Source organism: Xanthobacter sp. DMC47 (assembly GCF_056313845.1).
Genome location: NZ_JBQUZM010000005.1, coordinates 270,441 through 296,026 on the forward strand (window position 1 = coordinate 270,441; position 25,586 = coordinate 296,026).

Sequence of the window (25,586 nt, forward strand, 5' to 3'; positions counted from 1 at the left end):
CGCGGCGGGCGAAGGTGCGGGTGGATGTCGGGGCCGGCGTCATGGCCGCATGCCGCCTTCCGAGATGCGGGGGTCCACCTTCGCGAGTTCATGGAGGATGCGTTCCGCCTCGGCCTCGTGCAGGTCGGCGCCCGCCGCCTCGGCGAGGTCACCGCGCATGATGGCGATGCGCTTGATGAGTTCGCTGACGCCCTGCAGCAGCAGCAGCGCAAAGCCGACGAGGATCAGCGCCTTGGCCGGCCACAGGATGAGCCCGCCCGCGTTGGTGGACGTCTCGCCCGACTTCAGCGAGTCGAACACGAACGGCACCGAGAGCCACACCATGAGCGCGGAGAACACCATCAGGAACAGGACGATGCAGATGATCTCGATGATGTTGGTCACGCGCCGGCTGAGGCGCGAGGCCACGATGTCGATGCGGATGTGCTCGTTGAGCTGGAGCGTCCACGGCGCGCAGAGCATGAAGACCGCGCCGAACAGATACCATTGCAGTTCAAGCCAGGCGTTGGACGACACGCCGAACATCTTGCGGACCACCGCATTGGCGGCCGAAACGAGGATGGCCACGAAAATGGCCCAGCAGGCCACCCGGCCGACAAAGACATTGAGCGCATCGATGGAGCGCGAGAACGACAATAGGGCTTTCATGCCTCTACTCCCGGGGCAGGGGGACGTGAGTGGCGTATGACTTTGTAACTTGAAAAAGAACTGTTCTAAACTAGGCGGCATCCGCCTGATACTTGGGGTGCGTGGCCTCGAAGCAATCGAGGGCCATGCAGTTCTCGTAGATGCCCATCACCAGCGGATAGGGCGTCACGTCGCAATTGAAGCGCTGGGCGTTGAACACCTGCGGCACGAGGCAGATGTCCGCCATGCCGGGCGCATCGCCCAGCACGAACCGGCCGCTGAGGCCACGGTCCGCCAGCATCGCCTCGAGGCTGCGGAAGCCCTCGGCGATCCAATGGGCATACCAGGCGTTGCGCGCGGTCTCGTCATGGCCGAGGCGATCGAGATGCTTGAGCACCCGCACGTTGTTCAGCGGATGGATGTCGCAACAGATGGCCTGGCTGAAGGCGCGCACATAGGCCCGCTCGATGGGGTCCTTCGGCAGCAGCGCGGGCTCGGGCTGCGTCTCCTCCAGATATTCCATGATGGCGAGCGACTGGGTCAGCACCAGGCTGCCGTCCACCAGGGCCGGCACCAGCCCCTGCGGGTTGAGGCGCACGAAGGCGTCCGCCCTGTGCTCCATCTTCGGCAGGCTGATCGGGCGCGGCGTCGCGGCGAGCCCCTTGAAGGCGAGCGCGATGCGCACCCTGTAGGACGCGGACGACCGGAAGAAACCGTAGAGTTCCATTTGCGCACTCTGGAGGTTTTGTTTTTCTTCACACGCATGGAACGGCGACGGCACGGAGTCATCGCCGGAGAGCGGGCGGCAAAACGCCCGCAGATGTCGGCCGCCCGAAAGCCCCAGCCGGCTGAAGCTTTCAGCCGACGGAAGCTTTCAGCCGGCGGCCTTGGCGAGGATTTCGTCGGGCGTGGAGGACACCACCTTGGCGTAGCGCGGCACGAACTTGCCGCCGACAATGTGGCGGATGAACGAGGGCTTGATCTCCTCGGCCAGGATCTTGCGGATCTTGGCGTGCTCCTCGATGTCCTTCCACTCGGCGATCAAGTAGAAACGCAGCGGATTTTCTTCATCGCGCAGCAGAACGCCGTCCTTCACCTGCGCCCACGACTTGTGCATGGGGTTTCCATCCGAATAGTCGAAATCCTCGAACTCGCGGATGAACTCCTCCTCCACGCCAGGATTGATGGTGAAGTCGTAGATGTGAAGGTAGTTGCCCTTGGTGGCGAGGGGCTCCTGAGCCATTCCTGTCTCCCTTCTTCCCCTGGAGACGACAAGCCCGACCGCAGCGCGATCCGACGGCGCGTGCTCCAGCGTTTGCTCCAGCGACGCCCGCCTGCGGCGGACTCCATTAATAGGAGTACACTGATTAATTCGGCCGTCAATGCGCCACGTCAGATTTCTACACAATGCCGTCGATATGGGCTGAATGCTGGGAAATCGCGCAGATTCCTGCCGCTTCGGTGATCGGCAAAAATCAATAAAAGAGGTGATACTGATTAATTATGCCGATTTCGATGGTGCAGCGCAGCGCGCGGCAAAGCCGCACCGGGCCAGCCGATACGGCGCACGACGGCGTCTGCGGCACGCAATGCACGGCCGCCCGTTCGCCTTTGCGGCGGCGCGAAAGGTGCTTCAGGGGGATGTCACGGGCCGCCTCAGACGGCCTGTGACACCCCCTCTTCAAGCGCCGGCAATTCGATGGTGAAGACCGCGCCGCCGTCCCCGTTCTCGACGGAGAGCGTGCCGCCGTGGTCGCGGATGATGCCGAAGCTGACCGAGAGGCCGAGCCCCGTGCCCTTGCCGGGCGGCTTGGTGGTGAAGAAGGGCTGGAAGATGCGCTCCATCACGTCCTCGGAGATGCCGCCGCCATTGTCCGCCACGCGGATGCGGAGCACGCGACCGGCCTTGCCCGGCTCGCAGCCGACGGACAGGCGGATCAGGCCGGGAAGGTCATCGCCGGTGCGGGCGCGGCGCTCGACGATGGCGTCGCGGGCGTTCTGGATCAGGTTGATGATGACCTGCTCCAGCTGGTCCTGCCGGCACAGCACCTTGGGGATGTCCGCCCCCCGGACGGTCTCGACCTCGATATTGTCGAGCCGCAGGTGCGCACCCACCACCTGGAGCGCGCCGTCCACCGCATCGAGCGGGCCGGAGGGCTGGAGATGCTCGTCGCTCTTGCGGCCGAAGATGCGCATGTGGTCGATGATCCGGCTCATGCGCACCGTCTGCTGCACGATGCGGTCGAGCTTGGAGACCAGATGCTCCGGCGGCAGACCCATCTTCATGCCGGTGAGGGCGTTGGAGGCGGCGAGGCGGATGACCCCGAGCGGCTGGTTGATCTCATGGGCGAGCCCGGTCGCCACCTCGCCGAGGGAGGCGAGCTTGGACATCTGGTAGAGCTTGTTCTCCTCCATCCGGCGCTGGGTCTGGTCCACGGCGACGACCACCACCTCCTGCCCGCCGGAGCCGCCCCGGTCCATGCCCTGGAGGGGCGCCACGACGATCTCCGCCTCGACGTCGGCCTCGCCATCGGAGAGGCGCTCGTTGATGTGTCGCGACTCGCTCAGGTCCGCGACGAGGGTGCGGAAGCGCCGGCTCTCCAGATAGGCGCGCATGAGGCAGCCGAGCCCGCCGTGCGGCGGCGATCCGATCTCGGTGGCGCCGTCGGGCGTGACGTGCATCACCGAGACGCCGGGCACCCGGCTGATGGCGTCGAGCACGTTGGCCTCGCGCTGGCGGGCGAGCGCCTGCACCTCCTGCGCCTCCAGTCTCTTCTGCAGGTTGAGGTAGCTGCCGCCGACCGCCGCGACCACCAGCAGCGCGAGGGAGAGGCCGGCCGCCGTGCTCCAGATGGCCGCCTTGAAGTCCGCCGTCTGGCCCCGCACGAAATCCGTGGAATAGGCGACGGCGACGAGGATGGGATACTTGCCCGAGCGCACGGTGTAGCCCACCCGTTCGACGCCATCGACGGTGCTCGCCTGGTGATAGACGTCCCCGCCCTTCTGCATGGCGGCGGTGAATGCCGGAGACTTGGAGACGTCGTCGCCGAAGCTGGTCTTGCTCGTGGCGCGGGCGCGGGCGATGCCGTCGGTGCCCATGAGGGCGATCAGCTCGCCATCCTCGATGCGCAGCTGCTTGTAGAAGTCGATGAAGTCGCTGATGGCGTAGGACGCAACCACCACGCCGGCAAACTCCCCCTTGGCATCGGTCAGCGGCCGGGTGAGCTGGATGGTGTATTTCTTGGAGACGCGACCGAGCACCGGCTTGCTGATGAAGAGCTGTCCCTTCGCCGGGTCCTTGCCCATGTGCACGCGGATGTGCTCGCGATCGGAGAGGTCCACCTTCTCCGGCCCCGGCGGGGCGAGGCTGGACGCGACCATGATGCCGTTCCTGTCGGTGACGGCGAGCTGGACGACCGAGGCCGGGACGTTGAAGTCCTTGAGCTGCTCGTAGATCTGGTAGGGCGCGGCGGCAATATCATGGCCGCTGGCGAAGTTCTGCAGCAACGCGTCGATGGGTTCCACCGCCTGCTCGAAGCTGCGCATGAGCAGGGTCGCCATGCGATGGGCGGCGATTTCGGCCTTCTCCATTTCCGCCTGGCTGTGGAGCTGGAACAGCACCAGCGCGGCGGCCAGCGGGATGACGCCGACGAGCAGCACCAGCCCCGCCAGCATCAGGGTAACCCGGTTGAAGCCCCAGCGCGGCGGCCTGAGAGAAGCAGGATCACGGGCGCGCATCGGCGACGCCTCCGAACTCGACCAGTGCCTCGCACAGGCGGTCAAAGGCCAGCGGTTTCGGGAAGCAGCGCAGCACCCCCTTCTGGCGCGCACGCTCCATGTCGGCCTCGGCGGCATGCCCCGTCATCATCAGGAAACGCAGATCGCGGTCGGGGAACCGCCCGTTCACCGCCTCCACCAGCGCCACCCCGTCCATGTCCGGCATCCGCATGTCGGTGAGCACGACGCGGATCCCGGGATCGCGGGCGAGCAGCTCAAGGGCCTCGGCCCCGCGCCCGACGGCGTACGTGGACAGCCCGCGAAACGCCAGCGCCTCGACCAGCTCGTCGAGGTATTCGGGCTCGTCGTCGACGATGAGAACGTGAGTCATCTGCCGTCGGACCCATTCGGACGGTATCGAAAGGCGGCTTCGTCTGCCGCGCGGCACTCCACGCTTGGCCTTCCCGTTCGTCAAGGCGAACCTGTTCCATTTTGGTGCGGGTTCTGGCGAGCCCCGGGTTGCAAGACGGAAATGGCAATGAAATACGATTGATTAGATTTTCCCCATCCCGCGGCTCCCGCACGATATCAGCACCAGAAAAAGGTCGTCCATGTCAGAGGCACGCGATCCGGCAAGTCTGGGCGCCGGGCGCGGACAGCTTCGGCGGGTTCTTATACTTGACGATGATGATACCTTTAGGGAAGTCCTATCAAAATATCTCACAGCCGCCGGCCATATCGTCACCCACACGTCCCATCCGGAGGATTTGACCCCGGCTCGCCTCTGCCGGCTCGACATCCTCCTTCTCGACCTGAACATGCCCGATATCGACGGCGTGGACGTGCTGCGCAATCTCTGTCGCTGCGCGCTCGCCCCCCAGGTGGTGCTCATCAGCGAAAGTGACGAGGATGTGATGGAGGCGGCGGCCGAAGCCGGACGGATGAGCAGCATCCGCGTCCTCGGCACCCTCCACAAGCCGTTCGACCCGAAGCAGCTACTGGGCCTCATCGCCGCCGATCCGGGCGAGGTCGATGGCCATGTCGCTGCCGATGCGGCTCGGTCGGGGCCCCAGGTCATCGCCGCGGTGGAGGCCGCCCTGGCAGCTGGAACCGTCCCGGTGATGTTCCAGCCCAAATGCCGCGCGTCCGACCGCGCCTTCGCCGGGGCCGAGGCGCTGCTCGGGGACGACTGGCCCGGCCTCGGGCCCATCGTCCCGTCCGCGGTGATCGAGGTCCTTGGCACGACGCCCGATCTCCTGCGACGGCTCACCGTCCACGTGATCGAACGCGCGGCGCGAGGCGCTGCGACCTGGCAGGCCGCGGGCCTTCAGGGGCCGGTCGGCGTCAACATGCCCGTGGACATGCTGGCCGAACCCCACGCCTTTCCGATCCTCGACGGCGCGGTTGCCGCGGCCGGCGCCTCACCCTGCGATGTCATCCTCGAACTGACCGAGGATGCCGTCTACGATTCCTCCAGCGATGCGTTGATGGCGCTGGCGCAGGCGCGCATGGCGGGCTTCGGCGTCGCCCTCGATGACGTGGGGCAGCGCCAGAGCGGCCTGCTCCAGCTGGCGCGGCTGCCCATCACCGAGCTGAAGATCGATCGTGCGCTCGTGATCCGGTCCCGCGGCACGCAGAAGTCGCGCAGCATCCTCGAAGCGGTCATCCGGCTCGGCCACCAGCTGGGGTTGACGGTGGTCGCCGAGGGCATCGAGACAGAGGACGATTTGTCTCGCGTCAAGGCGATGGGTGTCGATCTGGTCCAAGGTTTCTTGATATCGCACAAGCTCGCCCTTGCCGAACTTGTCGCGATGTTCAAGGAATGGGAAAAACCGGACCCCGTACCCAAGAATGCGCAATGACCGCCCCAGCGAAGGACGAGGCGAGACCGCGACGGCTGAGCCGCAGGTCCTGCTGGTCGATGACGACCCGGACGTGCTGGAAGAGTTGCGCGACGGCCTCTCGATGCTCGGGATTCCCTCGCTCACCGCCACCACGGCCGTGGAAGCCCTGGACCTCGTGCAGCGCAACGATCCCCTCAGGGTGATCGTGACCGACCTGCAGATGCCGCGCATCGACGGCATCGAACTGCTCCAGAAGCTCTCGGTGCGGCGGCGCAAGCATCCCATGGCCGCCATCGTCATCACCGGCCATGCGTCCCTCGATCGCGCAGTGGGCGCGCTGCGCCTCCAGGCGGTGGACTTCCTGCAGAAGCCGCTCCTCGCCGAAGAGGTCGCCCATGCCATCCATCGCGCGCTGGCGCTGGTGGAGGATGAGGCGCTGGCCGCCAACGCCGAGGACGACCCGCCCGGCCATATCGCCCGGCCCAATTATCTGAAGGCCCTCGTCGCCGCTCGGGCGGACCGCGACGCCATTTTCCAGGCCGGCCTGTTTTCCGATCCGGCGTGGGAGATGATGCTCGACCTCGCCGTGGCCGAGGCGAGCGCCCGGCCCATCTCCGTCACCAGCCTGTGCATCGCCTCCGGCGCGCCCACCACCACGGCGCTGCGCCGCATCGACGATCTGGAAGAGGCCGGCCTCGTGAAGCGCGTGCCCGACGGCCGCGACCGGCGGCGCATCCTGGTGGTGCTGACCGATGAGGGCCGCGCCCGCATGGAGGCCTTCGTGCAGCGCCAGGCCGACCGCTTCGGCATCAAGCTCGACTGATATGGCCGCCATGGACCGGAAAGACGCTGACGCCGGACCGACGGGCGCGAACCGGGTCAGGCGACGGCGCAACGGCGGTAGTGGTCCCGGCCGCATGCCTTCGCCTGGTAGAGGGCCATATCCGCCGACGCGAACACGCCCCCAAGGTCCCTGCCCCGCGCGGTGGCCCCACCGATGCTCGCAGTGACGGCAATGCCGGAGGGGTGCGGGATACTGGCGTGGCGCAACGCCTTCAACAGTGAAGCGGCCAGCGCGTCGCAGCCGGCTTCGTCGGTCTCGGGCAGGATCAGCGCGAATTCTTCGCCGCCATAGCGTGCGACCATGTCCAGCGGCCGGCGCGGTTGCTGCGCCAGCACACCACCGACCGCCGCCAGCACCGCATCCCCGGCCTGATGCCCCCACACGTCATTCACCACCTTGAAGCGGTCGATGTCGACCACAAGCAGCGACAGCGGGCTGCAAAGGCGCTCCGCGCGGCGGACTGCGCGGTCCAAAGCCTCATCGAAACTGCGGCGGTTGGGAAGGCCGGTGAGCGCATCCACTTGCGACTTGCGCGCAAGATCCAGGTTGAGGCGCAAAAGTTCCACCTCATCCGCCGCAACGGCCGCCAGATCGAGCAGCGGTCCGAGGTCGACCGCCGCCACGTCCCTCGCCCCCCGCGCCATCACGCACAGCGACCCGATGACCAGATCAGGTGCGACCCGCAGCGGTACGCAGGCGCAGAAGCTCATATCCTCCTGGGGCACGACGGAATGGCCGGCAGGGCGCGCGGACGTCATGTCGCCGACCACCAGGGGTGCGCCACTTGCCACGACCGCGTTGCAGATCATTTCACGCTGCGCCCTGCTGAGCCTCACGTGGCTGGGCGTGAGCGAATTCTGGCACTGATGGCGCTCGTCCACGAGGCTGAGAATCGCCACGTCGGCCTCATAAAGCCGACACGCCAACCGAGTCAGCCGGTCGAAGCGCTCCTCAAGGTCACAATCCGGAACGCAGCTCGCCAGATGACCGCTCGCCGAAAGGACAGAACAGGAGATCTGCGTCTTGAACGTCCCGATAGGGAAGCTACGGGAAGAGAATATCTCGCCGGATAGAGCCGAAAGATCTCGATCTGAGACAGCTGGACGCTCATCGACGACAACGTACATCTCTGCCTCCATCATGTCACAGTTGGAGCTTGCCGTCGGCGTCAGTTATTTACCGATGTATTGTCGGCCCAGCGGCACGCAACCTTTATGTCGTGAAAGAGGTGTGGGCAATCTGAAGAGGAACTGGATTGAAAACGATTTGATTGCCAAATCGGAGTGACCTGCCCATCGCAGCCCTTGCAGACGGCAAGGTCCGGGCCTGCCGGCCCGTCGCGTGCGCAGCCTTGCGGCCTCAACGGATTGGATTTTTGGAGATATCCTTGCGGGCTCGCCGCGCGCGCGATCCATAAAACGCAAGAACCTGATCGCAGATCGCGCTCCAACTGCCAGAACGCGTTATCCGATCCGATGGCGATGCGCTCAGATCAGTGCGGCTCTAGAACGGACCGGGAGACACCATTTCTGGCTCCCCCGGTCCGCCACCCCGTGCCGGTCAGGGCTTGGCACGGGATATGGAAGGCTTCGCAACACCGGACGTGTAACCCGTAAGGCTGCGAGCCAAGTTGTGCGCCGTAACGCGAGTTGTGTAGCATGCACAACCTCGCGACTGCAGAACAATCCATTCCAATTTGGCGGCGATTATGAAGCCAACGCCGCCCAATAGCGAGGCTTGATCGCAGCAGGCCGCACAATCCTCCGCTCCCTACCACCGGGAAATGGGCAGAACCCGCGACTATAGCCGTCATGACCGGAATCAACTTACGGCTTGATGCTACCTTCATCGGCTTCATGGCTATGGGCCCGCACCCGAAAGTGGTGCGGCAGCTTCTCGTCATCGGTGGGATGGCCACATCAACCGTCACCCCGCCAACCCGCCCTCCATCGAAGACAAAGGCTCCGGCAGACATGCAGGCGAGCTGGTGCGCGACATGCGGCAGCAGCCGCGTCGAGCCGTTCAGCACGCCGATGGTCATGGGTACAATCGACGGTGTTCGAGAACCTCGGCGCCGAAGCCGCGGTTGACCGAGCCCTACCGACGTTCACGCCCGTCCGCCGGCGGCACCACGACGGTAGAGGTCGCGGCCGCCGGCCTTCGCCGCATAGAGCGCGGCATCGGCCGCCGCGAACAGGCCGGCCAGCCCATCGCCCCGCGCGGTGGCACCGCCGATGCTCGCCGTGAGGCGGCCGCCGGAGGGATGGGGAATGTTCTCCGCCCTGAGGGCCGCCAGCAGCGCCTCGGCCACCACGTCGCAGCCCGCCTCATCGGTATCCGGTAGAACCACCGCGAACTCCTCGCCGCCGTAGCGCGCGGCCAGATCCTGAGCCCGGCCGGGCAGCCGCGACAGCACGCCGCCGATGGCGGCCAGCACCGCATCCCCCGCCTGATGGCCCCACAGGTCGTTCACCACCTTGAAGTGATCGATGTCGATCACCAGCAGCGACAGCGGGGAGGCGATGCGCTGCGCCCGCCGCACCGCCCGCTCCATCGCCTCATCGAAGCTGCGCCGGTTGGGTAGGCCGGTGAGCGCATCCACCTGCGACTGGCGCGCGAGGTCGAGATTGAGGCGCAGCAATTCCACCTCGTCCGCCGCGACCGCCGCGAGATCAAGCAGCGGGCCGATGTCGAACGCCGCCCGGTCCCTTGGCTCGCGCGCCATCACGCACAGCGAGCCGATGACCAGCTCCGGCGCCACCACCAGCGGCGCCCCCGCATAAAAGCGCAGGGCCAGCTGCGGCACGATGGGATGGCCGGCGAGGCGCGAATCGCTCCGCATGTCACCGATCACCAGCGGCGCGCCGCTCTCCACGATCACGTTGCAGATGGTCTCGCGCCGGGGCACGCTCTCGGGAACGAGATCCGACGTGCGCGATTTCTGCCACTGGTGCGTCGCGTCGATGAAGCCGAGGAAGGCGACCTCCGCCCCGTAGAGCCGGCGCGCCAGCCGGGTGAGACGGTCGAATCGCTCGTCGGGCGCGGAATCCATGAGACCACACGTCGCAAGGACGCTGAGGCGCTCGGCCTCGTTGGCTGGGGCGGCGGGGGGCGTCCACACGGGCGGAACCTCGATCGATGGCGCTGGGCGGGCGGAACCGGTCGGCGGCGAAGGTGGGGATGACTTTCCGGCAGGCTGGCAGGCCGGCAATCGGGCCGCAACCGGCGTACGGGCGGCACGGCGGCAGCATCACAACCGGAGCGGGCACCACGATTGCAGCGCTGAAGATTGCTTCGTGCCCGGGGGATGGCCGGAAGATGACGTTCCAGGGAGGGAGGTGAATCGCGGCCGGGCGCCGGCGGAAGCGGGGACGACCTGGTGGTCCGTCAGGGACCCGGGGCCGACGCCGCGGCCGCGGCTGACCGATTCGAACCGAATCGCGCCTGAACCAACGGATTCTGGTGGTGAACCGCACCCGGCAACCTGGGTGGAATCACCCGGCGAAGTCGATTCGGTGGTTCATGCCGGGTGGAAATTTGGTGGAGCCAGGCGGAATCGAACCGCCGACCTCTTGAATGCCATTCAAGCGCTCTCCCAACTGAGCTATGGCCCCACCGGGCCGCGGGCTGCGCACTTTCCGCTCGAACACCAAGGTAGAAAAACCTCGGCAGGAGAGCCAGTTAGCGCGCCGGGAAGTCCCGCGGCGGGGTGCCCGGCGACTCACGTCCGCCGAGCGAGAGCGGCCTTAAAGCACAGGCCGCGTCGGGTATCAAGCCTCTTCGTCGTCTTCGAGGCCCTCACCGATCAGATCGGAGACGTCGTCCCCATCATCTTCGTCTTCTTCGAGGAACGTGTCGTCGTCACCGGCCTCGATGTCGTCATCCACATCCACGTCGTCGCCGACCGCCACCTTGGAGGGGGCCGCAGCTTCCTCGTCGGCTTCCTCGAGGCTGATGACCTCGGCCTCGGCCTCCTCGCCGTCCGCCTCTTCGACAGCGGCAGCGCGCGGCTCGGCGCGGCTGGCACCGCGGGCAGCGGGTTCAAAATAGGACCTCGGATAGGATTCCCCCGTGAACGGCGACACGATGGGGTCCTTGTTGAGGTCGTAAAACTTGCGCCCCGTAACCGGACAGATGCGCTTGGTGCCGAGTTCGGGCTTCGCCACGGCAAAGTTCCTCGGAGCTGTATAAGGAGCGTGCTCCATTGGCGTTTCGCCCGCCCCCTGTCAAGGGCAGATCATCATGGCCTCGCAACAGCGTGACGCCGCAAGCGACGGCGTGCTAGACGACGGCCGGCACAGAACATGCGGCGATCGCCCCGGCCGAGGCCGGCGGCAGACCGCCCGAGCGAGGCAGGAATGGCCCATCCCGAACCCGCAACCGCAGGCGCTCCCGAAGCTCACGGCCACGGCACGGGCGAGGCCCGCCCCGCCACCGGGCGTCGCTCTCCCGCCCTCTCCGGCCGGGTGCGGGTGCCGGGCGACAAGTCCGTCTCGCACCGCGCGCTGATCTTCGGCCTGTTCGCGGAAGGCACGACCCACATCACCGGCCTGCTCGAAGGCGAGGACGTGCTGAATACCGCCAAGGCCTGCGCCGCGCTGGGAGCCTGCGTCACCCGCACCGGCGAAGGCGCCTGGGAAGTGACGGGCACCGGCGGCCGGGGCCTTGCCTCCCCCGCCGCCCCACTCGATTTCGGCAATTCCGGCACCGGCGTTCGGCTCATGATGGGCGCCGTAGCCGGCCAGCACGTCATCGCCGGCTTCGACGGGGATGCGAGCCTGCGCCGCAGGCCCATGAAGCGCGTGCTCGACCCGCTCGGTGAGATGGGGGTCGAGGTGGTGTCCTCGGCCGAGGGCGGCCGCCTGCCGCTCACCCTGAAAGGCAGCAGCGCGACCAAGCCCATCAGCTACGAGACCCCGGTTCCCTCCGCGCAGGTGAAGTCCGCCGTGCTGCTGGCCGCCCTCGGCGCCGAGGGCGAGACGGTGGTGATCGAGCGCGAGGCCACCCGCGACCATACCGAGCGGATGCTGGCGCATTTCGGCGCGGACATCACCGTGGAGCCCCACGGCGCCCATGGCCGCCGCATCACGCTGAAGGGCCGGCCCCACCTCGTCGCCGCGCCGGTGGACGTGCCGGCGGATCCCTCCTCCGCCGCCTTCCCGCTGGTGGCGGCGCTGATCGTGCCCGGATCGGACATCATCCTCACCGACGTGATGATGAACCCGCTGCGCACCGGCCTCATCACCACCCTCCTCGAAATGGGCGCGGACATCACCATCGTTGCCGAGCGCACCGAGGGCGGCGAGCGGGTGGCGGACCTCCGGGTGCGGCACTCCCGCCTGAAGGGCGTGGAAGTGCCGCCGGAGCGGGCGCCGGCCATGATCGACGAATATCCCATCCTCGCCGTCGCCGCGGCTTTTGCCGAGGGCACCACGGCCATGCGCGGCCTCTCCGAGCTGCGCGTGAAGGAAAGCGACCGCCTTGCCGCCGTCGCGGCCGGCCTTGCCGCCTGCGGCATCGCCCATGAGGTGAAGGGCGACGACCTCCTCGTCACCGGCGCCACGACGGTCAAGGGGGGCGGTCCGGTGGAGACCCACATGGATCACCGCATCGCCATGTCCTTCCTGGTATTGGGGCTGGCCAGCGACGAGGGGGTGAGCGTGGACGACGTGGGCTTCATCGCCACCTCCTTCCCCACCTTCATGCCCATGATGCGCGGCCTCGGCGCCGTCATCGACTGACGGGGCGGCCATGGTCATCGCCATCGACGGGCCGGCCGCGTCCGGCAAGGGCACGCTGGCCCGGCGGCTCGCAGCGCATTACGGACTCCCGCATCTCGACACCGGCCTGCTCTACCGGGCGGTCGGGGCACGCTGCCTCGCGGACGGCCGCCTCGGCGATGAAGAGGCATCGGTGCAGGCCGCCCTCAAACTCGACGTGTCGGCACTGGACCCGGACGCGCTGCGCACGGCGGAGCTGGGCGAGGCCGCCTCCGTGGTGGCCGCACGGCCGGGCGTCCGGGCTGCGCTTCTGGACCTGCAACGCCGCTTCGCCGGCCAGACGGGCGGTGCGGTGCTGGACGGGCGCGACATCGGCACCGTCATTTGCCCGGACGCGGCGGCCAAACTGTTCGTCACCGCGCGGCCCGAGGTGCGGGCGGACCGGCGCTTCCGGGAATTGATCGGGCGGGGCGAAGAGATCGCCTATGACGCCGTGCTGGCCGACATACTGAAGCGCGACGAGCGCGATTCGGGCCGCTCCAGCGCACCCCTCCTCAAGGCCGACGACGCCGTACTGCTCGACACCTCCGACCTCGGCATCGAAGCCGCCTTCGCGGCGGCGCTTGCCATCGTCGAGGCGCGCCGGGCCTAGGCGGCGACGCGGAGCTGCGGGCGGATGCGGAGGGCGAACGCCTCCAGATCCCCCATGCGCTTGTCGAAGGCAGGCGCCAACGGCTTCAGGACCAGCGACCGCGGCGCCAGCTGACGCTCCAGCGCCGCCACCTGCTCCACCACGTCCCCTTCGGTGCCGATCAGCGAATCCGCAATCATCCGGTCGAGATCGAACCACGGCGCCCAGTCGGGACGTATCTTTTCCGTGGTCGCTTTCATGCGCTCGACGAACGGCGCGAGGAAGGCGCGCGCCTCCTCCTGCGCCCGCGGCCGGCTGTCGGCCAAATGGAGGAAGCGCAGCAGGGTGAGGCACCGTCCCGCCTCGGGGGCGACCGCGCGATACTGCCGGACGCTTTCCGCGGTGCCCGCGAAGGGAAAGGGCGGCGCCGCCATGATGCCGTAGCCGCGCCGGGCGGCGAGGGCGACCGTTTCTGGCGTCGCCGAAGCAATATGGATGGGCACCGGCGCCTGAACGGGACGCGGCACCAGTTCCAGATCGCTCACCTTGAAGAAGGCGCCCTCCCGGGTCACCGATTCGCCTGCGAGCAGGGCGGCGACGAGATCGAGCGCCTCCAGCATCCGGCCGCGGCTCTCCGCCTGCGCCACGCCGAAATGCATCTCGTGCAGGGGAAAGGGCCCCCCGCGGGCGACCCCGAGTTCCAGCCGTCCGCCGGAGAGGACGTCCACGGTGGCCGCGTCCTCCGCCACGCTCACGGGATGGTGCAGGGGCAGCAGCACGGCCGCCGTGCCGAGCCGGATGCGAGTGGTTCGGCCGGCGAGATACGCGAGGATGGCGAGGCAGGAGGGGCTCGCCGCCTGCGGATTGAAATGATGCTCGGCGATCCACGCTTCCTCGAAGCCGAGATCCTCCACCCGCTGCACAAGCGTGGTCTGCTCCGCATAGGCGGAGGCATAGTCCTGCCGGGGGTTTTCATAGGTGCAGAAGAGGCCCAGTCGCATGGCAATCCCCGGAGCGGAATGAGAGGGCGCCCGGCAGTGGCCGGCACCCGCGCGAGAAATAACGCTATATTAGTTTGAATATAGCTTTGGCGCCATGGCCCGGCCCCACCGATCCGCGCTGCGGCGTTTCGCCCTTCCCTCTCCGGCGGGGGCGCCCTATTCAGGACGCCGAACATCCGGAGCGCCCCATGGCCAGCTACGTCTTCCAGCCCCAGCCCCATCCGCATCTGCCCATCGTGGGCAGCGACGCGGTCTTCCCGGTGCACCGCATTTATTGCGTCGGCCGCAACTTCGCCGACCACGCGGTTGAGATGGGCCACGATCCCAACAAGGAGCCGCCGTTCTTCTTCCAGAAGAATCCGGACACGCTCGTGCGCTCGGGCTCGACCATCTCCTATCCCAAGCTCACCAAGGACCTGCACCACGAGGTGGAACTGGTGGTGGCGCTGAAGGAAGGCGGTGAGGACATCCCGGTGGAGCGCGCGCTCGACCATGTGTTCGGCTACGGCGTCGGCCTCGACCTGACGCGACGCGACCTCCAGGGCGAGGCGAAGAAGCTCGGCCGTCCGTGGGAAACCGGCAAGGCCTTCGAGGAGTCCGCTCCCTGCTCGGCCATCCTTCCGGTGGCGACCGCCGGGCACCCCGGCGCCGGCCGCATCTTCCTGAAGATCAACGACCGGATGAAGCAGGAAGGCAACCTCAACCAGATGATCTGGAAGGTGCCGGAGATGATCGCCACCCTCTCCACCCTGTTCCGCCTCGCCCCCGGCGACCTCATCTTCGCCGGCACTCCGGCGGGCGTCGGCCCCGTGCACAAGGGTGACGTGCTGGAGGGCGGCATCGAGGGCGTCGGCGAGATCCGCCTGACGGTGGACTGACCCCCTTCAGGCGGCCCTGAGCGCGAGCACCGCGTTCAGGCCGCCGAAGGCGAAGGCATTCACGAGGGCGATTTCCGCCGAGGCCGCCCGCGGCGCGTTGGGCACGCAGTCCACGTCGCACTCGGGATCGTGCTCGCGGAAATTCAGCGTGGGCGGCAGGAAGCCGTTGCGCATGCCGAGGAGCGCCGCCGTCACGCCAAGCGCCCCCGAGGCGCCGAAGCAGTGCCCGGTCATGGATTTGAGCGAGGAGACCGGCACCTTGGCGAGCCGGTCGCCCAGTACCGCGCGCAGCGAGGTCGTCTCGGTCTTGTCGTTCAGCACCGTTCCGGTGCCGTGGGCGGCAACATAGTCCACTGCGCCCGCATCGAGCCCGGCATCGTCCAGCGCCGAGGAAATGGCGCGGGCGGTGCTCGAGGCGTCCGGCGCGGTCAGGTCCGCGCCGTCGGCCGTCATGCCGAAGCCGAGCACTTCGCCGAGGATGGTGGCGCCGCGAGCCTTGGCCCGCTCCATCTCCTCCAGCACCAGCACCGCCGCGCCTTCGCCCAGCACCAGCCCGCTGCGGTCCTTGGAGAAGGGCCTGCAGGTGTCGGAAGCGAGCACGCGCAGCGCCTCCCAGCTCTTCACCATGCCCAGCGTCAGCGGGGCCTCGCAGCCGCCGGTGACGGCCATGTCCAGCATCCCGCCGCGGATCATCTGGAAGGCGAGGCCGATGGCGTGGGAGGCGGAGGAGCAGGCCGAGGCGGTGCTGAAGCTTGGCCCGGTGATGTGATAGGCCATGGAAATCTGGCTGGCCGCCGACGAGGGCATGACGCGCGGCACCGTGAAGGGCAGCGGGCGCGTGCCATCCCGCAGGATGCGCACATAGCCCTCTTCCAGAGTCTGGCAGCCCACCGCCGCGCCGAAGATGACGCCGGCCTTCTGCGGCGATACGCCCTCGGTGGCGCCGGCCGCTTCGGTCATCGCCTCGGCTGCCGCCAGGAGGGCGAACTGGCCGGACCGGTCCACCGTGGAAATCTGTCGCGGGGTGAAGTGCGCCTCGGCCGAATAGCCCGGCACCTCCCCCACCACCCGGGTCTTCACCTGCTCCTGCGGCACCAGCGTCAGCGGGCCGATACCGCCGCGCCCCTCCTGCAGGGCTGCGAGATGGGCGGGTATGCCGAGGCCGAGGGCGGAAACGGCACCGATGCCGGTGATGGCGACCCTGCGGCTCATCGCGCCGGCTGCGCCGTGGAAACCTTGGCGGCTCTGGCGTCGATGAGCTGCTCGACGGCTTCTAGCAAGGCGAAGACCTTCACGTCATTGCTTTCGAGCACACCCTGGGACGGCACCTCGATACCGAAGCGCTCCTCGATCTTGAAGATCAGCTCCACCATATCAAGCGACCCGATCCCGAGGTCCGCGACGCTGGTCTCGGCGTCGACGATGGCCGGATCGATGGATGCCTCTTCTGCGATGACCGCGAGGATTTCGGCCCTGCGTCCGCTGAATTCCGCCACGCAACTTCTCCGTACCCGGTCCACGGCGGCGGCGCCGCCGTCACCCCCTCCGGGAGGGGCTAAAATGCACAGCAGCACCGGGGCTGTCCACCTGTCGCGGCGTCCGGTGCCGGAACCCGCCCCCGCGCCGGGCCGTTGAGCGGGACACGCCCGCCGGTTGCGGGCGGCGAGGAGGCGCCATGACGCTCGAACCGCGACTCATTTCCGAGGCCGACGCCGGCCGCCTCGGCGTCATGCCGGGCTGGTGGGCGGTCGCCCCGGACGGCACGCCCGCGGCCGGCCCCTATCCGACCCGGGAGGCCGCCATCGTCGGCATCGGCAAGCGCGGGGCGGACCAACCCACGGGCAGGGCCGGCGAGAGCGCCCCGCCCCCGGAGGAATGAATGGGACAGGGACTGAGACGTGCCATCGGCCCCCGCGCGGTGCATCTGTGCGTGGATATGCAGCAACTGTTCGCCCCCGGCGGGCCGTGGCCGACGCCCTGGGCGCCGCGTATCCTTCCGTTCATCGTGGAGCTGGCGGCCCGGGCGCCCGAGCGCACGTTGTTCTCCCGCTTCATTCCGCCCCACGCCCCAGAGGCATTGCCGGGAACGTGGCGCCACCTCTACGGCAAGTGGCGCGAGGTGACGCGGCAGGAACTGGCGCCGGAGCTTCTGGAACTGGTACCAGAGCTGAGGCGGTTCACCCCGCCCGGGCGGCTGGTCGACAAGACGCGCTACTCCGCCTTTTCTTCCCCGACTCTTCTGCCGACGCTGGCCCATCTCGGTGCAGACACGCTGGTGCTGTCGGGCGCGGAGACGGATGTCTGCATCCTCGCCACCCTGTTCGATGCGGTGGACTACGGCTACCGCGTGGTGGTGGCGCGGGATGCCGTCTGCTCCTCGTCCGATGCCGGTCACGATGCGGTGCTGGCCATGCTGTCGCAGCGCCTCTCGATGCAGGTGGAAGTGGCTGACACGGAAGAGATTCTCTCCGCCTGGCACGCCGCAGACGCGGCCTAGGAGGAACCCCGGTGCCCCGACCCGGTTGTCCCTCTTTGCCTCAGAAGCTCACGGGAGCACCACGATGGATCATGCCGCCACGCCCCCGCTGCCGGCGCAGCAGCAGCCCATGCCGGGCCTCACCGAAGCCATGGACCCGCGCCCGGACCACGGCGAGACCAGCTATGTGGGCTCCGGAAAACTGAAAGGCCTCAAGGCTTTGGTGACCGGCGGCGACAGCGGGATCGGCCGCGCCGTGTGCCTCGCCTTCGCCCGTGAGGGGGCGGATATCTGCATCGCCTATCTGGAGGAGGACGAGGACGCAGAGGAGACTCGGCGGTTGGTCGAGGAGGCCGGACAGACGGCAATTCTGGCCGCCGGCGACATTTCAGACCCTGCTTTCTGCCGGCGGCTGGTGGATGATGCGGCGGAGGCGCTGGGCGGGCTCGACATCCTTGTGAACAACGCCGCCCACCAGGCAACGTTCGAGCGGGTGGAAGATATTCCGGATGCGGAATGGGCCCTCACCTTCGCAATCAACATTCATGCCATGTTCTATCTGAGCAAAGCCGCGCTCAGGCACATGAAGAATGGCGGCTCAATCATCAACACTGCCTCCATCAACTCGGACAACCCCAATCCAACCTTGCTTGCCTATGCCACGACCAAGGGCGCGATCCATAATTTCACGGCAGGACTTGCCCAATCGCTCGCCCCACGGGGCATCCGTGTCAATGCGGTGGCACCGGGGCCGATCTGGACGCCGCTGATCCCCTCCACCATGCCGGAGGAGGCCGTGAAAAACTTTGGAAAATCAGTGCCCATGGGCCGGCCGGGGCAGCCGGCGGAGCTGGCGACGGCCTATGTGATGCTGGCCGATCCGCGCTCCAGCTACGTCTCCGGCGCGACCATCGCCGTCACCGGGGGAAAGCCCTTCCTGTGACCTGACACCCCGGCTGACACCCCGATATCGGTGGGTTGCACCGGGTTGCCGGGAGGGAAATCGGTGGAGTTCGGCACCCCGTCCGTGCCGAACTCCGTCCCGACCGCATCTAATTACCTTTTAATCCCCAGCTTCAGTCCGTAGGATACGAGTGCCGCCTCGTGCCCGGAATCGGCCCTCAGGCCGATATGGCCGTCCGGCCGGACCACCAGCAGGGTGACGTCCTCGATTCCCAGCCGCGCGGCATCGTCGGGGGAGAGGCTGGCGACACCCGGCCCGCCGTCGCTCGCCACCGCCGCCGCGAAGCTGGCGCCATAGAGGGGGGCGGCGGCGCGCTCCACCAGAGCCCGGTAGAGGGCAGCGACCTTTTCGCCCCGCGCCCGCGCGCCGCCGAGCAGCAGGAGGGTGTGGCCGGTGCGGTTGACGAGATCATCCAGCATCAGCGCCTCGCCGTCCGCCGTGCCCATGGGGATGCGGTCGGGCAGGCGCTGGCCGGCTGCCAGACCCGCACCCGCCTGCCCCACCACGATGGGGGAGGCGCCATAGTCCACGTCCAGCTCGGCCTCGGCCACCGCCTCGTGGTGGCGCTTTTCCGGATCGGCGAACACTTCCGTGATGAAGGCGTTGCGCGCCTGCCGATCGGCGGCGTCCTTGAGCATCTGGGCGCTGTCGGCCTCATCGCCCGAGGCGGTGATACGCTGGGCGATGGGCCGGCGCTCGGCCTCATAGCTGTCGAGCAGGGTGTCGGCGCAATGGCCCTGCGCCACCAGAGCGAGCTTCCAGGCGAGATTGAAAGCGTCCTGGATGCCGCTGTTCATGCCATGGCCCTGAATGGGACTGCAGGTGTGGGCGGCATCGCCGGCGAGCAGGAGGCGGCCCGAGCGGTATTTCTGCGCCACCCGCGTATAGCACTGGAAGCGGACGGGATTGGCCACATCAGCGAAACGCGTGCCCGGAAGGTAGCGCGCAAGGGTGGCCGTTGCGTCCGCGACCAGATCGCTGTCCGGCCCGCTCGGCCGCACATAGGCGCGCCAGCGCTGGCCCGGCAGGGCGGTGAGGATGAGGGGGATGTCGTCCAGATAGGCGTAGTTCGCCTCGAACGGGTGGGGAAAATCGGGGATCGTGGCGTCGAACACCGCCCACGGTTCCTCGATGGGATGGCCGTCCTGGCCGATGCCGGCGAGGGTGCGCACGGCGCTGCGGTGGCCATCGCAGCCCACCACCCAGCGGGCACGCACGACCTTGGTCTCGCCGCCGTTCTCCAGCATGGCCACGACCCCGTCGCCGTGCGGCTCGAGGTCCACCAGCTTCGTGCCCCGCGTCACCCCGCCGCCGAGACGGCCGAGATAGTCGGTGAGGATCTGCTCCGTCACCTCCTCGGAGATGCCGATGTTGTAGGCGTAGCGGCTGCCGGCGAGGGTGAGGTCGATCTCGCCCAGCACCGCGCCGTCGGCATGGATGCGCGCGATGCGCTGCTTCACCCCTGCATCGAGGAGCGGGCCGGCGATGCCGAGGTGGTCGAACACCTCGATGGAGCGGGGATGCACCACGGTGGCCCGGTCCCACGCCAGGGGCGCGTCGTGGGCATCGATGATGAGGCTGTCGACGCCCCGGCGCCGCAGCTCGGCGCCCAGCAGCAGCCCGGTAGGGCCGGCCCCCACCACCAGGACGGTCACATCAGGAACCACGGCGTTCTCCCCTTTTCCGGCAATGGAGCACGGCCAAGCTGAAACGCCAACTGGGCCTGCCGCCCCCCATCGCCTGCCTTGCTGGCGAAGACTCACGCCGCGTCTCCCGCCGCCTTCTCTGCCGTCGTCCTCCGGCTTGACCGGAGGACCCATCCCGGCGCCCTTCCCGGCGCCGGGATATCGGGACAAAGGGTGCCACGGGTCCTCCGGTCAATCCGGAGGACGACGGTGGGCCTCAGCCGAGCGCGATCTCGTCGAACAGATCGCGCCACGTCGGGTTGTCTTTCTCTACGAGGTCGATCTTCCACTGGCGGAGCCATGTCTTGAGACGCTTCTCGCGGTGGATGGCTGCCGTCGCCGTCTCGTGCATCTCGAACCAGACGAGACGCTTGACCCCATAGCGGGCCGTGAAGCCGCCGCCTTCACCCAGCCGGTGCTCGAAAACCCGGCGCGTGAGATCGTTGGTGACACCGAGATACAGCGTCCACCGCGGCTGGCTCGCCAGCAGATAGACGAAATAGCGCCGCTCCATCGCGTCCCCCCGGTTTGCTGCATCCGGCCGCCTTCACTTTTCTCTGCCGTCGTCCTCCGGCTTGACCGGAGGACCCATCCCGCCACCCTCCCCGGCGCCGGAATACCCGGACAAAGGGTGCCATGGGTCCTCCGGTCAAGCCGGAGGACGACGGTGGGTCTCAGCCGAGCGCGATCGGGAAACCCCGCCCGCCTTGCGCGCGCCGCCCGGCTCTAGGATAAGGCGTCATGACCGAGAGCCCTTCCCCCGCCGAAGCCGATCCCTATCTCGAGCCCGGCCGCCTGCTGTTCGCGGGCGACTGGCAGTTCATCGCGGCGGCGCCCACCGTCGATGTGCTGCCGCCCATGCAGGGCATGGAGATCGCGCTGGCCGGCCGCTCCAATGTGGGCAAGTCGTCCCTCGTCAATGCGCTGACGGGCCGCAAGGCTCTGGCGCGCACCTCGGTGACGCCGGGGCGCACGCAGGAATTGATCTTTTTCCGGGTGGGGCCGGAGCTGTGTCTGGTGGACATGCCCGGCTACGGCTTCGCCAAGGCGCCGAAGGAGAAGGTCGACGCCTGGACGCGCACCATCAAGGACTATCTGCGCGGCCGGGTGAACCTCGCCCGCGTGTTCGTGCTGATCGACTCCCGCCACGGCATCAAGCCGGTGGACGAGGAGATTCTCGACCTCCTCGACAAGGCGGCCGTCTCCTACGCCATCATCCTCACCAAGGTGGATCAGGTGAAGCCGACCGCTTTGCCCTCGGTCATCGCCGGGGTGGAGGAGAAGATCCGCCGGCGGCCGGCGGCCTACCCGAAGATCTTCCCCACCTCCAGCAACACCGGCCAGGGCTTCCCCGAGCTGCGCGCGGCGGTGGCGCAGCTTCTCGCCGAGCAGGGCTAAAGCCCGCGCGGCGATTGAGCGTGAACGCACCCAAGCCCGCGCGGCGATTGAGCGAAGACCGCTTGCACTCCGCGCGGCGCGTGAGCGTGGCCCGTCCGCCCTCGGTTGAAGACCGAGGGCGACAGCATCAGGCCAGCAAATCGGCGACCGTCAGCGCGATCACCAGCGTCGCCTTGTCGAGGTCGGACAGGAGCAGGTTCTCGTCCGCGCGGTGGCCGTTCGCCTCCTCGATGGTGTGCGGGCCGGCCCCGTAGAGCACCACGGGCACGCCGGCCTCGGCGTAGAGCCGCGCGTCGGTGTAGAGCGGCACGCCGGTGGTCTTCACCTCCTCGCCGGTGACGGCGGAAGCATTGCGGCAGATGATGCCGGCGAGGTGCATGGCCTTGTCGTCCGGCACCAGCGGACGGGCGATGAGGATGCGCCGCACCTCCGCCTTCGCCTTCGAGCCCTCCAGCGCCTTGGCGATCACGCCCCGCACCTCGGCCTCCACCTTTTCCGGGTTCTCGCCGGGGACGATGCGGCGGTCGAGGCGGAAGGTGACGCGGTCGGGCACCACATTGGTGTTGATGCCACCCGAGATGAGGCCCACCGTGAGCTGCGGCGAGCCGATGCCCGGCACGTCAGAGACCTTCGCCTGCAGCGAGTCCCGATAGGCGTAGAGCGCGGTGAGGATGTGGGTCGCGCCCTCCAGCGCATCGATGCCGGTGAAGGGCAGCGCGGCGTGGGCCGACTTGCCGATCACCTCCACCTCCAGGTGCAGGCAGCCGTTGTGGGCCACCACGACGCCGTAGGAGAAGCCGGCCGAGACGGCATAGTCCGGCTTGGTGAGGCCGGTTTCCAAGATCCAGCCCGGACCGACCTCGCCGCCGATCTCCTCGTCATAGGTGAAGTGCAATTCCACCGTGCCCTTCAAGGGCAGGCCGGAGCTCTTCAGCGCGTCGAGGGCGAAGGCGTAGGTGGCGAAGTCGGACTTGGAGACGGCGACGCCGCGGCCATACATGCGCCCATCCACCACCTCGGCGCCGTAAGGGTTCTTGGTCCAGCCCTCGCCGGGGGGCACCACGTCGCCATGGGCGTTGAGCGCCACCACCGGGCCGTCCCCGAAGCGATGGCGGATGATGAGGTTGGTGGCCGTGACCATGCCCGCCGCCTTCACCCGGTCGGCCGGCACCGCGTGGCGCTCCACCGTGTAGCCGAGGGCTTCCAGCAGCTCGGCGGCGCGCGCCGCGTGGGGGGCGCAGTCGCCGGGGGGATTGTCGGAAGGCACCTTCACCAGCTCCGCCAGGAACTGGCGCTGGGCTTCCGCGCGCGCGGCGATCAGGCTGCGGAGGGTGTCGGCGTCGGCGGTGGACATGACGTCTTCCTTGTTCTGGGGCGGGCGAGGGCCCACCGGTTCTATCGTTCTACGGCCGAGGAGGGGTCCGGCCTATTTGCCGGAGGCCCAGGCCTTCAGCATGGCCCGGTCCTCGTCGGAGAGCTCGGTGATGTTGTTGGGCGGCATGGCATGGGTGAGGCCGGCCTGGACGAGGATGAGGCTGCGGTTCTTGTGGATCGCCTCCGCCGTGTCGAGCAGCACGCCGCGCGGGGCGATGGTGAAGCCCTCATACACCGGCTCGGCGGCGTGGCACATGGCGCAGCGGCCCATGACGATGTTCTGCACGTCCACCGGCACGTCCACCGCCGGCCCGCTCTTCGCATAAGCCGGGGTGACCAGCGGCGGCAGGCCCAGCGCCATGCGGCCGGCGGCGGTGGTGGTGGCCGAGATGAAGACCGCGAGGATCAGGCACAGGGCCGCCACCAGCCAGCACCACGCCTTGTCGCCGCGCCCGGCGTGCCGCTCGTTGTAGAAATAGCGGATCACCGTGCCCGCCACGAGCGCCAGCGCCACGATGACGAAGGCGTAGGGTGTGGAATAGGTGAGCGGGTAATGGTTGGAGATCATCAGGAAGACGACGGGCAAAGTGAAATAGTTGTTGTGCCCGGAGCGGAGCTTGGCGGTCTTGCCGTAATAGGGGTTCGGCACCTCGCCCGCCTTCAGCGCCGCCACCACCTTGTGCTGGTTGGGGATGATGACGAAGAAGACGTTGCCGCTCATGATGGTCGCCATCAACGCGCCGGTATGGATGAAGGCGGCGCGGGGCGAGAACACCTGCTGGTAGAGGAACGCCGCCAGAACCACGCCGGCGAACACGATGATGCCCACCACCATCGGCTTGTCGCCGAGTTTTGAGCGGCAGAGCTGGTCATAGGCGATCCACCCCGCCGCGAGGCCGCCGAGACCGATGACGAGGGCGGTGATGGGCTTCAAATTCATCACCGCCGGATCGATCAGGAAGATCGAGGACTGGTAGTAATAGACCCAGATGAGCAGGAAGAAGCCGGTGATCCAGGTGGCGTAGGACTGCCACTTGTGCCAGCCCAGCTCCTCGGGCAGGAAATCCGGCGCCACCAGATACTTCTTCACCTGGTAGAAGCCGCCGCCGTGCACCTCCCACGCCTCGCCGCCCTTGCCGGGGGGAATGTCGGCGCACGCCTTCAGGCTGGCGTCGAGGTGCATGAAGTAGAAGGACGAGCCGATCCACGCCATGCCGGCGATGATGTGCGTCCAGCGCAGCAGCAGGCTGCCGTACTCGTGGAGGATGGGTTCCATTGCCGTTTCAGATCCCGTGGCTGGAAGAGGATGGGGCGCTCGCGCCCGTCACGTCCGCCGGGCGGGACCATTGGCCCCGGCCCGCGGCGTAGGTATCGTTCGTGTGGCGTCGGTGGAGAGGTGACGAAGCGTGCTGGAGAACATGAAGGCCTTCGTCGCCTCGGTGGAGAGCGAGAGCTTCTCGGAGGCCGGGCGCCGCCTGCACCTGTCGGCCAACGTGGTCAGCCACCGCATCCAGATGCTGGAGAAGCACCTCGGCTGCCGGCTGTTCAACCGCACCACCCGCCGCATGAGCCTGACCGAGCAGGGGCGCGTCTATTACGAGGCCATCACCGAGGCGTTGCGTCTCATCGAGGCGGCGGAGAGCAATGTCTCGGAACTGGGCGCCCTGCCGCGCGGCGCGCTGCGCGTCACCGCCCCGCTCCATCTCGGCCGGCGGCTGGTGGCGCAGGTGGCGGCGCGCTACCAGGAGGCCCATCCCGAAATCGACGTGCGCTTGCGCCTGTCGGAACATACCCTCGACCTCATCGCCGAATCCATCGACGTGGCGCTGCGCCTCGCCACCTTCGAGGATTCCAGCATGATCATGCGCAAGGTCACGCAGGTCGAGCGCATTTTGTGCGCTGCACCCAGCTATCTCGAACGGGCCGGCGTGCCGCGGCGGCCGCAGGATCTGCTCACCCATCAATGCCTCCTTCTGCGGTTCGCGAGCCTTCGGGAATTGCGCTGGATGCTCACCGACGAGGGACGGGACCTCGCCGTTCCCGTCACCGGCCATCTGGAGGCCGACGACGGCGACGTGCTGACGGTGTGGGCCGTCGAGGGCCGCGGCATCGTGGTGAAGCCGCGGTTCGAGGTGGCGGAGGCCCTCGCGGACGGCCGCCTCGTGCCGCTGCTGGAGAAGAACCCGCCCAAGCCGGCGACGCTGGCGGTGCTCTACCCCGCCCGCCAACTGGTGCCGCTGAAGGTGAAGGCCTTCGCCGACATGCTGGTGGACGAGGGCCGGCGCTATATCGCCCGCGAGCTGGCCAAGATCGGGGAGCGGCTGCCGGCCTGAGCCGGTCCCGCGTCCGGGTAGTCCTTCCCCCAAGCCCGCGCGGCGCCTGAGCGAAGCAACGTACCCCCCGCGCGGCACGCCGGGCTCCGGCGGA

25 protein-coding genes and 1 tRNA gene are annotated in these 25,586 nt (G+C 68.0%); 10 read left to right on the forward strand and 16 right to left on the reverse strand.

Annotation, left to right across the window (positions count from 1 at the left end):
• Window positions 1–39: 39 nt before the first annotated feature.
• From ACT54R_RS21430 to ACT54R_RS21450, 5 genes are all read right to left on the reverse strand, one after another.
• The gene (locus ACT54R_RS21430; RefSeq protein WP_476329772.1) at window positions 40–648 is read right to left on the reverse strand and encodes a TRAP transporter small permease subunit; all 609 of its coding nucleotides are present in this window, start codon (window positions 646–648) and stop codon (window positions 40–42) included.
• A gap of 70 nt (window positions 649–718) precedes the next feature.
• Complete coding sequence (gene maiA / locus ACT54R_RS21435; protein WP_476329775.1) at window positions 719–1,354, reverse strand: maleylacetoacetate isomerase; 636 nt, start codon at window positions 1,352–1,354, stop codon at window positions 719–721.
• Between the two features lie 147 nt (window positions 1,355–1,501).
• Complete coding sequence (locus ACT54R_RS21440; protein WP_024276908.1) at window positions 1,502–1,870, reverse strand: hypothetical protein; 369 nt, start codon at window positions 1,868–1,870, stop codon at window positions 1,502–1,504.
• Between the two features lie 413 nt (window positions 1,871–2,283).
• Window positions 2,284–4,365: an ATP-binding protein gene (locus ACT54R_RS21445; RefSeq protein WP_476329781.1), complete on the reverse strand. Its 2,082-nt coding sequence runs from the start codon at window positions 4,363–4,365 to the stop codon at window positions 2,284–2,286.
• Entirely contained in the window at window positions 4,352–4,735 is a 384-nt protein-coding gene (locus ACT54R_RS21450; RefSeq protein WP_476329784.1) for a response regulator, read from the reverse strand. Before ACT54R_RS21450 ends, ACT54R_RS21445 begins: the two co-directional genes overlap by 14 nt.
• A gap of 220 nt (window positions 4,736–4,955) precedes the next feature.
• On the opposite strand from ACT54R_RS21450, the gene ACT54R_RS21455 reads away from it, so the two are divergent.
• Window positions 4,956–6,206 carry an EAL domain-containing response regulator gene (locus ACT54R_RS21455; RefSeq protein WP_476329787.1) on the forward strand — a complete coding sequence of 417 codons (1,251 nt, stop codon included), beginning with the start codon at window positions 4,956–4,958 and terminating at the stop codon, window positions 6,204–6,206.
• Window positions 6,196–7,011 carry a response regulator gene (locus ACT54R_RS21460; protein ID WP_476329790.1) on the forward strand — a complete coding sequence of 272 codons (816 nt, stop codon included), beginning with the start codon at window positions 6,196–6,198 and terminating at the stop codon, window positions 7,009–7,011. The genes ACT54R_RS21455 and ACT54R_RS21460 overlap by 11 nt, the downstream gene beginning before the upstream one ends.
• A gap of 56 nt (window positions 7,012–7,067) precedes the next feature.
• Here ACT54R_RS21460 and ACT54R_RS21465 read toward each other — a convergent pair whose 3' ends face one another.
• The 4 genes from ACT54R_RS21465 to ACT54R_RS21480 form a co-directional block, all read right to left on the reverse strand.
• The gene (locus ACT54R_RS21465; RefSeq protein WP_476329793.1) at window positions 7,068–8,159 is read right to left on the reverse strand and encodes a sensor domain-containing diguanylate cyclase; all 1,092 of its coding nucleotides are present in this window, start codon (window positions 8,157–8,159) and stop codon (window positions 7,068–7,070) included.
• Window positions 8,160–9,139: 980 nt separating this feature from the next.
• Window positions 9,140–10,084: a GGDEF domain-containing protein gene (locus ACT54R_RS21470; protein WP_476329796.1), complete on the reverse strand. Its 945-nt coding sequence runs from the start codon at window positions 10,082–10,084 to the stop codon at window positions 9,140–9,142.
• Window positions 10,085–10,570: 486 nt separating this feature from the next.
• Window positions 10,571–10,646 (reverse strand) — tRNA-Ala (locus ACT54R_RS21475).
• A gap of 156 nt (window positions 10,647–10,802) precedes the next feature.
• Complete coding sequence (locus ACT54R_RS21480; protein ID WP_168457403.1) at window positions 10,803–11,198, reverse strand: TIGR02300 family protein; 396 nt, start codon at window positions 11,196–11,198, stop codon at window positions 10,803–10,805.
• Window positions 11,199–11,390: 192 nt separating this feature from the next.
• Here ACT54R_RS21480 and aroA point away from each other — a divergent pair, with 192 nt between their 5' ends.
• Both aroA and cmk read left to right on the forward strand, forming a co-directional pair.
• Entirely contained in the window at window positions 11,391–12,773 is a 1,383-nt protein-coding gene (gene aroA, locus ACT54R_RS21485; RefSeq protein WP_476329800.1) for a 3-phosphoshikimate 1-carboxyvinyltransferase, read from the forward strand.
• 10 nt (window positions 12,774–12,783) lie between these two features.
• Entirely contained in the window at window positions 12,784–13,404 is a 621-nt protein-coding gene (gene cmk, locus ACT54R_RS21490) for a (d)CMP kinase (protein WP_476329803.1), read from the forward strand.
• Here the strand turns inward: cmk and ACT54R_RS21495 are convergent.
• Window positions 13,401–14,384, reverse strand: coding sequence for an LLM class flavin-dependent oxidoreductase (locus tag ACT54R_RS21495; RefSeq protein ID WP_476329806.1), 984 nt, complete (start codon window positions 14,382–14,384; stop codon window positions 13,401–13,403). The two genes, cmk and ACT54R_RS21495, sit on opposite strands and share 4 nt — an antisense overlap.
• Before the next feature lie 188 nt (window positions 14,385–14,572).
• Here ACT54R_RS21495 and ACT54R_RS21500 point away from each other — a divergent pair, with 188 nt between their 5' ends.
• Window positions 14,573–15,262 (forward strand): fumarylacetoacetate hydrolase family protein, encoded by a 690-nt coding sequence (locus tag ACT54R_RS21500; RefSeq protein ID WP_168457399.1) that lies wholly within the window; start codon window positions 14,573–14,575, stop codon window positions 15,260–15,262.
• Window positions 15,263–15,268: 6 nt separating this feature from the next.
• On the opposite strand, the gene ACT54R_RS21505 is transcribed toward ACT54R_RS21500, so the two are convergent.
• Both ACT54R_RS21505 and ACT54R_RS21510 read right to left on the reverse strand, forming a co-directional pair.
• A complete protein-coding gene (locus ACT54R_RS21505; protein ID WP_476329810.1) occupies window positions 15,269–16,474 on the reverse strand; it encodes a beta-ketoacyl-[acyl-carrier-protein] synthase family protein in 1,206 nt (401 codons plus the stop codon).
• Window positions 16,471–16,758 (reverse strand): phosphopantetheine-binding protein, encoded by a 288-nt coding sequence (locus tag ACT54R_RS21510; RefSeq protein ID WP_210254318.1) that lies wholly within the window; start codon window positions 16,756–16,758, stop codon window positions 16,471–16,473. The genes ACT54R_RS21505 and ACT54R_RS21510 overlap by 4 nt, the downstream gene beginning before the upstream one ends.
• A gap of 179 nt (window positions 16,759–16,937) precedes the next feature.
• Here ACT54R_RS21510 and ACT54R_RS21515 point away from each other — a divergent pair, with 179 nt between their 5' ends.
• The 3 genes from ACT54R_RS21515 (at window position 16,938) to ACT54R_RS21525 (ending at window position 18,681) form a co-directional block, all read left to right on the forward strand.
• The gene (locus ACT54R_RS21515; protein WP_476329815.1) at window positions 16,938–17,141 is read left to right on the forward strand and encodes a hypothetical protein; all 204 of its coding nucleotides are present in this window, start codon (window positions 16,938–16,940) and stop codon (window positions 17,139–17,141) included.
• Window positions 17,142–17,759: a cysteine hydrolase family protein gene (locus tag ACT54R_RS21520; protein ID WP_476329818.1), complete on the forward strand. Its 618-nt coding sequence runs from the start codon at window positions 17,142–17,144 to the stop codon at window positions 17,757–17,759.
• A 64-nt stretch (window positions 17,760–17,823) separates the two neighbouring features.
• Window positions 17,824–18,681: an SDR family oxidoreductase gene (locus ACT54R_RS21525; protein ID WP_476329821.1), complete on the forward strand. Its 858-nt coding sequence runs from the start codon at window positions 17,824–17,826 to the stop codon at window positions 18,679–18,681.
• Between the two features lie 113 nt (window positions 18,682–18,794).
• Here the strand turns inward: ACT54R_RS21525 and ACT54R_RS21530 are convergent, their stop codons facing one another.
• Both ACT54R_RS21530 and ACT54R_RS21535 read right to left on the reverse strand, forming a co-directional pair.
• Entirely contained in the window at window positions 18,795–20,369 is a 1,575-nt protein-coding gene (locus tag ACT54R_RS21530) for an FAD-dependent monooxygenase (RefSeq protein ID WP_476329824.1), read from the reverse strand.
• Window positions 20,370–20,604: 235 nt separating this feature from the next.
• Complete coding sequence (locus ACT54R_RS21535; protein ID WP_476329827.1) at window positions 20,605–20,901, reverse strand: GIY-YIG nuclease family protein; 297 nt, start codon at window positions 20,899–20,901, stop codon at window positions 20,605–20,607.
• Between the two features lie 227 nt (window positions 20,902–21,128).
• On the opposite strand from ACT54R_RS21535, the gene yihA reads away from it, so the two are divergent.
• Entirely contained in the window at window positions 21,129–21,785 is a 657-nt protein-coding gene (gene yihA / locus ACT54R_RS21540; protein ID WP_476329830.1) for a ribosome biogenesis GTP-binding protein YihA/YsxC, read from the forward strand.
• A gap of 127 nt (window positions 21,786–21,912) precedes the next feature.
• Here yihA and ACT54R_RS21545 read toward each other — a convergent pair whose 3' ends face one another.
• Window positions 21,913–23,139: an ArgE/DapE family deacylase gene (locus tag ACT54R_RS21545; RefSeq protein WP_476329833.1), complete on the reverse strand. Its 1,227-nt coding sequence runs from the start codon at window positions 23,137–23,139 to the stop codon at window positions 21,913–21,915.
• A 72-nt stretch (window positions 23,140–23,211) separates the two neighbouring features.
• On the reverse strand, window positions 23,212–24,435 hold the full coding sequence (locus tag ACT54R_RS21550; RefSeq protein ID WP_476329837.1) for a urate hydroxylase PuuD: 1,224 nt from the start codon (window positions 24,433–24,435) through the stop codon (window positions 23,212–23,214).
• Window positions 24,436–24,565: 130 nt separating this feature from the next.
• Between ACT54R_RS21550 and ACT54R_RS21555 the strand changes: the two genes are divergently transcribed.
• On the forward strand, window positions 24,566–25,492 hold the full coding sequence (locus tag ACT54R_RS21555; protein WP_476329840.1) for a LysR family transcriptional regulator: 927 nt from the start codon (window positions 24,566–24,568) through the stop codon (window positions 25,490–25,492).
• The last annotated feature ends 94 nt before the right edge of the window (window positions 25,493–25,586 follow it).

Bases quoted from the DNA above. Each gene is read 5' to 3' on its own strand.
- ACT54R_RS21515 (WP_476329815.1), top strand. From the start codon at position 16,938: ATGACGCTCGAACCGCGACTCATTTCCGAGGCCGACGCCGGCCGCCTC.
- aroA (WP_476329800.1), top strand. From the start codon at position 11,391: ATGGCCCATCCCGAACCCGCAACCGCAGGCGCTCCCGAAGCTCACGGC.
- cmk (WP_476329803.1), top strand. From the start codon at position 12,784: ATGGTCATCGCCATCGACGGGCCGGCCGCGTCCGGCAAGGGCACGCTG.
- ACT54R_RS21460 (WP_476329790.1), top strand. From the start codon at position 6,196: ATGCGCAATGACCGCCCCAGCGAAGGACGAGGCGAGACCGCGACGGCT.
- ACT54R_RS21470 (WP_476329796.1), bottom strand. From the start codon at position 10,084: ATGGATTCCGCGCCCGACGAGCGATTCGACCGTCTCACCCGGCTGGCG.
- ACT54R_RS21550 (WP_476329837.1), bottom strand. From the start codon at position 24,435: ATGGAACCCATCCTCCACGAGTACGGCAGCCTGCTGCTGCGCTGGACG.
- ACT54R_RS21525 (WP_476329821.1), top strand. From the start codon at position 17,824: ATGGATCATGCCGCCACGCCCCCGCTGCCGGCGCAGCAGCAGCCCATG.
- ACT54R_RS21545 (WP_476329833.1), bottom strand. From the start codon at position 23,139: ATGTCCACCGCCGACGCCGACACCCTCCGCAGCCTGATCGCCGCGCGC.
- ACT54R_RS21520 (WP_476329818.1), top strand. From the start codon at position 17,142: ATGGGACAGGGACTGAGACGTGCCATCGGCCCCCGCGCGGTGCATCTG.
- ACT54R_RS21455 (WP_476329787.1), top strand. From the start codon at position 4,956: ATGTCAGAGGCACGCGATCCGGCAAGTCTGGGCGCCGGGCGCGGACAG.
- ACT54R_RS21430 (WP_476329772.1), bottom strand. From the start codon at position 648: ATGAAAGCCCTATTGTCGTTCTCGCGCTCCATCGATGCGCTCAATGTC.
- ACT54R_RS21495 (WP_476329806.1), bottom strand. From the start codon at position 14,384: ATGCGACTGGGCCTCTTCTGCACCTATGAAAACCCCCGGCAGGACTAT.
- yihA (WP_476329830.1), top strand. From the start codon at position 21,129: ATGACCGAGAGCCCTTCCCCCGCCGAAGCCGATCCCTATCTCGAGCCC.
- ACT54R_RS21505 (WP_476329810.1), bottom strand. From the start codon at position 16,474: ATGAGCCGCAGGGTCGCCATCACCGGCATCGGTGCCGTTTCCGCCCTC.
- ACT54R_RS21500 (WP_168457399.1), top strand. From the start codon at position 14,573: ATGGCCAGCTACGTCTTCCAGCCCCAGCCCCATCCGCATCTGCCCATC.
- ACT54R_RS21535 (WP_476329827.1), bottom strand. From the start codon at position 20,901: ATGGAGCGGCGCTATTTCGTCTATCTGCTGGCGAGCCAGCCGCGGTGG.
- ACT54R_RS21465 (WP_476329793.1), bottom strand. From the start codon at position 8,159: ATGTACGTTGTCGTCGATGAGCGTCCAGCTGTCTCAGATCGAGATCTT.
- maiA (WP_476329775.1), bottom strand. From the start codon at position 1,354: ATGGAACTCTACGGTTTCTTCCGGTCGTCCGCGTCCTACAGGGTGCGC.
- ACT54R_RS21440 (WP_024276908.1), bottom strand. From the start codon at position 1,870: ATGGCTCAGGAGCCCCTCGCCACCAAGGGCAACTACCTTCACATCTAC.
- ACT54R_RS21450 (WP_476329784.1), bottom strand. From the start codon at position 4,735: ATGACTCACGTTCTCATCGTCGACGACGAGCCCGAATACCTCGACGAG.
- ACT54R_RS21445 (WP_476329781.1), bottom strand. From the start codon at position 4,365: ATGCGCGCCCGTGATCCTGCTTCTCTCAGGCCGCCGCGCTGGGGCTTC.